This window comes from Cryptosporangium aurantiacum (assembly GCF_900143005.1).
Lineage (GTDB): Bacteria > Actinomycetota > Actinomycetes > Mycobacteriales > Cryptosporangiaceae > Cryptosporangium > Cryptosporangium aurantiacum.
Window position 1 is genome coordinate 113,254 of record NZ_FRCS01000020.1, and the last position, 8,526, is coordinate 121,779.

7 protein-coding genes are annotated in these 8,526 nt (G+C 73.1%); 4 read left to right on the plus strand and 3 right to left on the minus strand.

All coding sequences use genetic code 11. The features are described from left to right. Positions 1 to 47: 47 nt before the first annotated feature. Positions 48 to 3,152 (plus strand): ATP-binding protein, encoded by a 3,105-nt coding sequence (locus BUB75_RS38470; RefSeq protein ID WP_073264770.1) that lies wholly within the window; start codon positions 48 to 50, stop codon positions 3,150 to 3,152. Here BUB75_RS38470 and BUB75_RS38475 read toward each other — a convergent pair. The 3 genes from BUB75_RS38475 to BUB75_RS38485 form a co-directional block, all read right to left on the minus strand. Then, positions 3,119 to 3,886, minus strand: a complete 768-nt coding sequence (locus BUB75_RS38475; protein WP_073264722.1) for an ABC transporter permease — start codon at positions 3,884 to 3,886, stop codon at positions 3,119 to 3,121. The two genes, BUB75_RS38470 and BUB75_RS38475, sit on opposite strands and share 34 nt — an antisense overlap. Further along, on the minus strand, positions 3,883 to 4,809 hold the full coding sequence (locus BUB75_RS38480) for an ATP-binding cassette domain-containing protein (RefSeq protein WP_073264724.1): 927 nt from the start codon (positions 4,807 to 4,809) through the stop codon (positions 3,883 to 3,885). The genes BUB75_RS38475 and BUB75_RS38480 overlap by 4 nt, the downstream gene beginning before the upstream one ends. Positions 4,810 to 4,916: 107 nt before the next feature. Then, a complete protein-coding gene (locus BUB75_RS38485) occupies positions 4,917 to 5,408 on the minus strand; it encodes a winged helix-turn-helix transcriptional regulator (protein ID WP_073264726.1) in 492 nt (163 codons plus the stop codon). Between the two features lie 58 nt (positions 5,409 to 5,466). Here BUB75_RS38485 and BUB75_RS38490 point away from each other — a divergent pair, with 58 nt between their 5' ends. From BUB75_RS38490 to BUB75_RS38500, 3 genes are all read left to right on the plus strand, one after another. Then, complete coding sequence (locus BUB75_RS38490) at positions 5,467 to 7,026, plus strand: DHA2 family efflux MFS transporter permease subunit (RefSeq protein ID WP_073264728.1); 1,560 nt, start codon at positions 5,467 to 5,469, stop codon at positions 7,024 to 7,026. Continuing rightward, the gene (locus BUB75_RS38495) at positions 7,023 to 7,943 is read left to right on the plus strand and encodes an acyl-CoA thioesterase domain-containing protein (RefSeq protein WP_073264730.1); all 921 of its coding nucleotides are present in this window, start codon (positions 7,023 to 7,025) and stop codon (positions 7,941 to 7,943) included. The genes BUB75_RS38490 and BUB75_RS38495 overlap by 4 nt, the downstream gene beginning before the upstream one ends. 37 nt (positions 7,944 to 7,980) lie before the next feature. After that, positions 7,981 to 8,526, plus strand: a 546-nt coding sequence (locus tag BUB75_RS38500; RefSeq protein WP_143175688.1) for a DUF222 domain-containing protein, incomplete at its 3' end; no start/stop codon positions are given.

Here is an 8,526-nt window from a genome sequence, read left to right on the forward strand (position 1 = left end):
GGTCTTTCCCTTCCGGGCGGCACGCCACGCAGCACTACGCTTCCAGCGTGACGATCGACCTGGCGCTGCTGTCACGCGTGGCGTGGCAGGGCCGGGAGGTCACCGCTCCCCGGCTGCGGACGCTGCTCGCGGTGCTCGCCGCAGACCTGCGTGCCGGTGCGAGCACGGCCCGGCTGGTCGACGGTCTGTGGCCGGACGAGCAGCCCGAGCACCCGGCGAAGGCGCTCCAGGTCCTCGTCGCCAGGGCCCGGACGGTTCTCGGGCCGGACGTGCTGGTCAACACCCCGAGCGGCTACCGGCTGGCGCTCGCTCCGGAGCGCGTCGACGCGTCCGCCGTCGTACTGCACGCGACCGCGGCCGACCGCCACGCGGACGCGGGAGACCACGCGGCGGCGCTCGCGGCCGCCGAGGCGGGCCTCGCCCTCTGGGACGCCGCGCCCGACCGCCACCCGGCCGGCCACGATCCGCTGGACGCGCTCCGGGCCACCGGCGCGTCCACGTACCGCGTGCTGACCCGGGCCCGCGCGCTCGCGCTGGCCCGCCTCGGCCGGACCGCCGAGGCCGCTCCGATGCTGGCCGCGCTCGCCGCCGAGCTGCCCCGGGACGAGGAACTGCTGCTGGAGGTGCTGCGGACCGAACCGGTCCCGGCGGCGCTCGCCCGCTACGACGCGTACCGCCGGGCGCTCCGGGACCGGCTGGGCATCAACCCGGGCCCCGCGCTCACCCGCTGGCACCAGCAGACGCTGCGCGGCACGGTCAGGCGGGGCATCCCGCTGGACCCGAACCCGCTGGTCGGCCGCGATGTGGACCGCGCGGCCGTACGGGACCTGCTGCGGACGTCCCGGGTGACGTCGATCGTCGGGCCGGGCGGGCTGGGCAAGACCCGGCTGGCCCAGGCCGTGGCCCGGGACGCCGAGCAGCCGATCGTCCACCTGGTCGCGCTGGCCGGTGTCGCCGACGACGCGGACGTGCTCGCGGAGGTCGCGTCCGCGGTCGGGCGTCCGGGTGACACCGGCGACCCGGTGAGCCGCATCGTCGCGGCGCTCGCCCCGGGCCCGGCGCTGCTCGTGCTGGACAACTGCGAACACGTCGTCGCCGGTGCTGCCGCGCTGGTCGGCGCACTGGTGTCCCGCACGGCCGGCCTGCGCGTGCTGACCACCACCCGGACGCCGCTCGGCCTCTCGTCCGAATCGGTGTATTCGCTGCCCCCGCTCGACCTACCGACGACCGTCGAGCTGTTCACGCAGCGGGCCAGGGCCGCCAGGCCCGGCGTCGACCTGCCGCCGGAGGCGGTCGCGGCGCTCTGCCGCCGGCTGGACGGCCTGCCGCTCGCGGTGGAGCTGGCCGCCGCGCGGGTCCGGGCGCTGTCGGTGCGCGAGATCGAACGGCGGCTCGACGATCGGTTCGCGCTGCTGCGCGGTGGTGCCCGGGACGCGCCGGCCCGCCACCGGACGCTGCACGCGGTCGTCGACTGGAGCTGGAACCTGCTGGACGAGGCCGGCCGGGAGGCGTTGCGGACGCTGTCGATCTTCCCCGGTGGGTTCACCGCCGACGCCGCGGCGCACGTGCTCGCCGACGGCGACGCGCTGGAGAGTTTGGTCGAGCAGTCGCTGCTGCAGGTCACCGAGGACCGGTGGGGTGTCCGGTTCCGGATGCTGGAGGCCGTCCGGGCGTTCGGGGCCGAGCAGCGCAACGCCGAGGCAGCGATCACCGTCCTGCTGGACTGGGCGCGGGCGTTCGGGGTCACGTACGCCGAATCGCTCTCCGCGCCGCAGCCGTTCGCGGCCGCCGACCGGATCGGGGTCGAGCTGGACAACCTGACGGTCGCGCTCCGGCACGCGCTGGCCCGTGAGGACGGTGCGACGGTCGCGGCGGTGACCGCGGTACTCGGCGTCGCCTGGACGATCCGGTTCGACTACGCGCGGCTGGCCGCGCTGGTCGGTGACACCGAGGCGCTGCTGTCCCACTACCGTCCGGAGCCCGCGCTGGTCGAGGCGCTGCGCACGGCGGCGGCGCTGAGCGCCGCGTACTCGTTCCTCGTGGGAGGGCGGGTGGTCACCCGGTCGCTGGCGGTCCTGCGCCGGCTGCCGCCGGCTCCGCCGACGACGCTGCCCCGTGCGGTGGCGACGCTTGCCGCTGGTGTCGGTTCCGCGGTTCCGAATGCGTTGGACGCTCTGAGCGCGCGGGACGAGCCCCTGCTCGCCGGTGTCGCGAACACCGTTGCGGGTTACCTGGCCGAGCGAGCGAACCAGCCGGATGCCGCCCTGCGCGCTGCCGAACGCTCGCTGGCCGCGGTCGAGCGCTCGCCAGCCGCACGGGACGGGAACGCGCTGTTGCGGATCAGCGCGCACACCCGGATCGGCGAACTCTGCCTGGGCCTGGGCGACGGCGCCCGTGCACGGCACCATCTGCTCGCCGCTGTCCACCTGCTGGAGTCGCTCGGCGGCTCACCCGACTTCGCCCAGGCGCGCTGGGGGATGGCGCTGGCGAACCTTCAGGTCGGCGACCTCGAGGAAGCGGAGCGCTGGCTCGGCCCGGCGCCGGAGGGCGGGTACCTGCCGGAGGCGAGCGTGCGCACGTTCCACCTCGCCGTGCGCGCCGAGATCCAGCTGGCCAAGGGCGAGGCCGAGGCCGGGCTCGCAACCTGGCGGAACGCGGTGGCCACGCTGGATGCCGCCGAGCCGGGCGAGTTCCCGGTCCACGGGCCGTGGGGCTTGGAGCTGCGGGCCGCGCTGGTGGCCGCGCACGCCGCCCACGACCGGCTCGCGCTGGTCGCGGACACGCTCGACGGGCTGCCCGAGCCGTTGGCGGCGCTGCTGGACCGGCCGGCCCCGTCATCGACCATGGACGCGCCGGTCATCGGTGCGCTACTGCTCGCGCTGGGAACCGCGTTGCTGGCGGGCGAACCGGGCCCGGACGCCAGGGCGCGCGCCGCGCGGCTGGTCGCGCTGGCCGAGCGGTTCCGGCACGTCCGGAGCTTCGTCCCGACGATGCGGCCGGAGTGCGTCGCGCTCGTCACTGCCCGCGTGGACGATCCGGCGTACCGGGAGGCGGTCTCCCGGTACGCCGGCCTGGACCCCGCGAGCCTGCGCGAGGCCGCACGGGCCGAGCTGGACGCCTACCGCGCGAACCGGGCCCGGGCTCCGAAGTAGCCGACCAGGGCCAGCCCGACGCACCAGCCCACCGCCCACCAGGCCTGGTTCCCGATCGTGTCGCCCAGCAGCAGGCCACGCACGGTCTCGATGACCGGGGTGTACGGCTGATGCTCGGCGAACCACCGCACTCCGGGGGACATCGACTCGGGCGGGACGAACGTGCTGCTCAGGAACGGCAGGAACTGGATCAGCAGCGACATCGAATTCGCGCTCTCCGGCGTCGAGAACGCCAGTCCGATCGTGATCGCCAGCCAGCTGACCGCCGTCGACAGCAGCACGAGCAGACCGGCCGTGAGCAGCCACTCGACCACCGACGCGGACGGCCGGAACCCGATCAGCAGTCCGATCGCCAGCACCAGCACGACCGAGACGCCGGTCCGGATGACGTTGGCGACCGCGTGGCCGGTCAGCACCGACGTGCGGGCGATCGCCATCGTGCGGAACCGGCCGATGATGCCTTTCGCGCCGTCCGCCGAGACGCTGACCGCGGTCGCGCTGGCGCTGGTCGCGATCGCCAGTACGAGAATGCCGGGCATCACGTAATCGACGTACGCGCCGCTTTCCCCGGAACCCGCCGCGATCGCGTTCCCGAAGAGGTACCGGAACAGCAGCAGGAACAGCGTCGGGGTGGCGATCGACGCGCCGAGCCAGATCGGATCCCGCAGCGTGTGGCGCAGGGTCCGCTTCAGCATCGTCGTCGAGTCGGACAGGCCGTGGGCGAGCGTGCTCATCGGTTGTCGTCTCCCGTCAGCGCGAAGAAGACGTCGTCGAGGTCGGGCAGGTGGACCGCGAACTCGGTCACCTCGATCGCGTCGTGCTCCAGCCGCCCGAGCAGATCTCGCAGCGACGTGACGCCGCCGTCGGTGGGCACGCGCAGCGTGAGCGTGTCGCCGTCCGACGTGGATTCTGCGAGCAGCGCGGCCGCCCTGGCCAGCGCGTCCGCGTCGCCGAAGCGCAGTTCGGCGTGGCCGCCGGGGACGAGCCGCTTGAGCTCGGCCGGGGTTCCCTCCGCGACGAGCGCGCCGCCGTCCAGCACCGCGATCCGGTCGGCCAGATCGTCGGCCTCGTCCAGGTACTGCGTGGTGAGGAAGATCGTGACGCCGTCGGCGGCCAGGCCCCGGATGATCTGCCACATCGTGCGGCGGCTGCGCGGGTCGAGCCCGGTGGTCGGTTCGTCGAGGAACAGCACGCGCGGCCTTCCGACCAGGCCCATCGCCAGGTCGAGACGGCGCCGCATGCCGCCGGAGTACGTGGACGGCTGTTTCATCGCGACCTCGGTGAGGTCGAACTGTTCAAGGAGTGCGGTGGTGCGGCGCTTGCCCTCCCGCCGGCCCAGGTGGTGCAGCTCGGCCATCAGCTGCAGGTTCTCCACGCCGGTGAGGACGTCGTCCACTGCGGCAAATTGCCCGGTGACGCCGATCGCGGCCCGCACCCCCGCGGGGTCGGACGCCAGGTCGCACCCGCCGATCCGCGCCGAACCACCGTCCGGGGCGAGCAGCGTCGACAGGATGTGAACGGTCGTGGTCTTGCCCGCGCCGTTCGGGCCGAGCAGCGAGAAGATCGTGCCCTCGGGAACGGTGAGGTCGACACCGTTCAACACGGTGTGGTCACCGAACGACTTCGACAGGCCGGTCGCGGCGATGGCCGGTGTCATCTGACTCCCCTGGATTCGCGTGACCCCGGTTGGTCACGCACAGGAGGAGCGTGCGAGCGCACGCCTTCAGCCCGGTTTCACTCCGCTTTCAGCGTCCGCCATGGATTTCAGCGCGGTGAAACCACGCGTCGGTTCACCCGGACGCGGAGCCCGTCGGCATCGAGGTCGGTGCCGGACGCCGAGCGGGCGCGCACCTCGACCGGCTCGCCGGTGGTGTCCTCGACCACCGCGAGCGGCCCCTCACCGTCGGTCTGGAGGTACCGGTCGCCCCACCGCATCAGCGCGAGCACCGCGGGCAGCAGGTCCTGCCCCATCGGCGTCAGCACGTACTCGTACCGGGTGCGCTGACCGGGCTCGCGGTACGGGCGCTTGGTGAAGATGCCGGCCGCGACCAGCTCCTTGAGCCGGGCGGACGCGATCGCGTCGGTGATCCCGACCCGCGCCGCGAAGTCGTCGAACCGGGTCGTGCCGTAGAACGCCTCGCGGATCAGCAGCATCGCCGAGCGCGTCCCGACGACGTCCATCGCTTTACCGATCGAGCACGCGGACGCCTGCCACCGCGATCGGTCGGCGAGCGGTCCTTCGAGTCTCATCGGCATGTGGAACAGGCTACTCCTGGCTAGACATCAACGTAGTCAGGCTCTAGCGTCCCTGGCTATGCAGAAGTCAAGTCAGAGCGTTCTCGCCCTGCTATGCGGTGCGCCGTTCCTTGCGGGCCTCGACCTGTTCGTGGTCAACGTCGCGTTCGGCGACATCGGCCGAAGCATCCCCGGCCACTCGCTCGGCGAGCTGAGCTGGATCCTCAACGGGTACGCGATCGTCTACGCCGCGCTGCTCGTCCCGGTCGGACGATGGGCCGACCGGGTCGGCAACAAGCCCGTGTTCGTCGCCGGGCTCGTCGTCTTCACCGCGGCGAGCGCGGCCGCCGCCGCGAGCCCCTCGCTCGCCGCGCTGGTCGGGTTCCGGATCGTGCAGGCCATCGGCGCCGCCGCGCTGACCCCGACCAGCATGGGACTGTTGATCCACGCGGTGCCAGCCGAACGGCGCGCGGTCGCGGTCCGGATCTGGGCCGCGTCGAACGCGCTCGCCGCCGCGCTCGGACCGGTCGTCGGCGGCTTGCTCGTCGAACTGTCGTGGCGGTGGATCTTCCTGATCAACGTTCCGCTCGGGATCATCCTGGTGCTCGGGACGCTCCGGCGGGTGCCCGACCACCGGGTCGCCGATCCGGACCGGGACCTGGACCTGGTCGGCGCCGCGCTGCTCACGCTCGGGATCGGCGCGCTGGCGTTCGGCCTGGTGGAGGGCAACTCGCGGGGCTGGAGCAGCACCGGAATCCTGGCAGCGTTCGCGGTGGCAGCGGTGGCCCTGGTTCTCTTCGCTGTCCACAGTGCGCGGCACGCGTCGCCCCTGGTCGACCCGGCACTGTTCCGCGTGCGGCCGTTCGCCTGGGCGAGCGTCGCCACCGCGGTCTTCAGCGCGAGCTTCGCCGCGGGGCTGCTCGCCCTCATCCTCTGGCTGCAGGACGTGTGGAACTATTCGGCGATCGAGACCGGGCTGGCGATCGCGCCCGGCCCGTTGATGGTGCCGCTGTTCGCGCTCGGCGGTGCCGGCCTGATCCGGCGCATCCCGCCCGGTCGGCTGGCCGCCGTCGGCTGCCTCCTCTGGGCGGTCGGCAGCATCCTGATCGTGACGTCGATCGAAACGAAGCCCGCGTACCTGACCGAGGTGCTGCCGGGCTGGCTAATCTGCGGCGTCGGTGTGGGGTTGGCGCTGCCCACGATCCTCGCGTCCGCCACCGCGCAGCTCCCCCCGGCGCGGTCGGCGACCGGCAGCGCGGTCGTGAATATGGGCCGTCAGGTCGGCACCGTGCTCGGAGTGAGCGTGCTGGTCGCGGTACTGGGAACCGCGACGCCGGACGAGTTCCGGCAGGCATGGTGGGTGGTGGCCGCGGTAGCGGCGCTGTCCGCGGTAACCGCGCTAGGCCTCAGCCGGCGCCGCGCGGCAGTTGTCGCGGCACCGGCGCAGACCGGGGCCCCGGCGTCGCCCGGGGTACCGGCGTCGCCCGGGGCTCTGGCGCAGACGGGCGCGACACCGCAGGCAGACGCAGTGCCGCACGCAAGCGCACCACCGCACGCAAGCGCACCACCGCCGACGGGCGCAGCGCAGACGGATGCGCTCGCTGGAGTCGCGGCGGAAGCCGAGGAGGGCGCGCGATGACCGCGACCTCCTCCGACGTGATCCTGGACTACCCGGTCGACGAGACCTGGCAGGGATTCGCCGGGGTACACGGCGGGGTCGTGGTCGCCGCGCTGCTCGCCGCCACCCGCTCGCTGGTGCCCGGCACCCCGGCGACCGTCACCACGCACTTCCTCGCGCCGCTGCCGCCGGGCGACCTCCCGGTGGAGGCCGCGCTCGTGCACCCCGGCCGCACGGCGGCGGTGACCGCGCGAATCGGCGCGGCCGTCCAGGGCCTGATCCGGGTGATCCGCGACTCGCCGACCATCCAGGGCGACGCGACCATCCAGGGCGACGCGGCCATCCCCGGCGACGGGGGCGGCTCGGGCGGCGCGGGCGGCTCGGGCGGCGCGGGCGGCGCGGGCGGCGCGGGCGGCGCGAGGCGCCCGGCGGATCCTGGTGGCGTCGGGCGCAGCGTGCTTGAGGCCGCGCCTGCGTGGGCACCGCCCGAGCCGGCCGCCGAGCCGGAGAAATATCCGCGGCTCGATCTGCCGGTACAGCTGGTGCCGGTCGGGCAGCATTTCGAGATCCGACCGGTCAGTGCGTCGCGTCCGCTCGCGGGCGGGGACGATCCGGCGTTCGATGTGTGGATCCGCCTCCGCCCTGCGGTGTTCACCACTCGGACGTTCGATGCTCCGGAGGCTGCCGCGATCCTGCTCGACGCGCTGCCGCCCGGTCTATTCGCGACGCTCCGGGCTCCCATGCCGATCCCCACCGCGGAACTCACCGCGCACTTCGCCCCGGTCGCGTACCAGCCCGACAGCTGGTTCCGGCTGCGGCAACGCACCGCGTGGACCACATCCGACCTCTGCGTCGACGAGACCGAACTCCGCACCGCCGACGGCACCCTCGCCGCCCAGGCCCGCCAGCTCCGCCGGATCATCCGTAACCGTCTCTAGTACCCAGACTGGCAGCTCTACGTCGACGTTTGCGGCTGTGGACATCGGTTTTCTGTCGGTGGGCAGCTTTAGAATTTCGCACATGAGTTCGATGGTCGAGTGTGTGGCGGTGTTGCGGGAGCTGGCCGGGGAAGACCTCGGCGGGCTCCCCGATTCCGCGCAGCTCGGCCGGGTAGAAGACTGGGAAGAAATCGTGCGGGTGGCCCAGGCCGGCCTCGCCGAAGCCGTGGGTGCGGTGCACCGCCGGGGTGCGGTGGCCTACAACGGTGCCCCGTCGACGAAGGCCTGGCTCCAAGGCTCCTTCAAAATGACCTCGGGTGAGGCCAGCGCTCTGGTCGATACCGCGCGCCGGTTACCGGTTCTGCCGCGTTTCGCCGCCGCCCTGTCCGCCGGCACGGTGTCCTTCGGACACGTGAAAGTCGCCGCGTGGCTCGCCCGCAAAGTCGACGCGGTGGATCCGAATTTGGTGCCGGTCGCTGAGGAGATGCTGTTCGAGAACGCCCACCGGCTCAGCTGCTCAGAGCTGCGGCAGATCGCCAAACGCATCCTCGAGCACCTACTCCCGGCGAAAGACCACCCGCCG

Bases quoted from the DNA above. Each gene is read 5' to 3' on its own strand.
- BUB75_RS38480 (WP_073264724.1), bottom strand. From the start codon at position 4,809: ATGACACCGGCCATCGCCGCGACCGGCCTGTCGAAGTCGTTCGGTGAC.
- BUB75_RS38475 (WP_073264722.1), bottom strand. From the start codon at position 3,886: ATGAGCACGCTCGCCCACGGCCTGTCCGACTCGACGACGATGCTGAAG.
- BUB75_RS38485 (WP_073264726.1), bottom strand. From the start codon at position 5,408: ATGCCGATGAGACTCGAAGGACCGCTCGCCGACCGATCGCGGTGGCAG.
- BUB75_RS38490 (WP_073264728.1), top strand. From the start codon at position 5,467: ATGCAGAAGTCAAGTCAGAGCGTTCTCGCCCTGCTATGCGGTGCGCCG.
- BUB75_RS38495 (WP_073264730.1), top strand. From the start codon at position 7,023: ATGACCGCGACCTCCTCCGACGTGATCCTGGACTACCCGGTCGACGAG.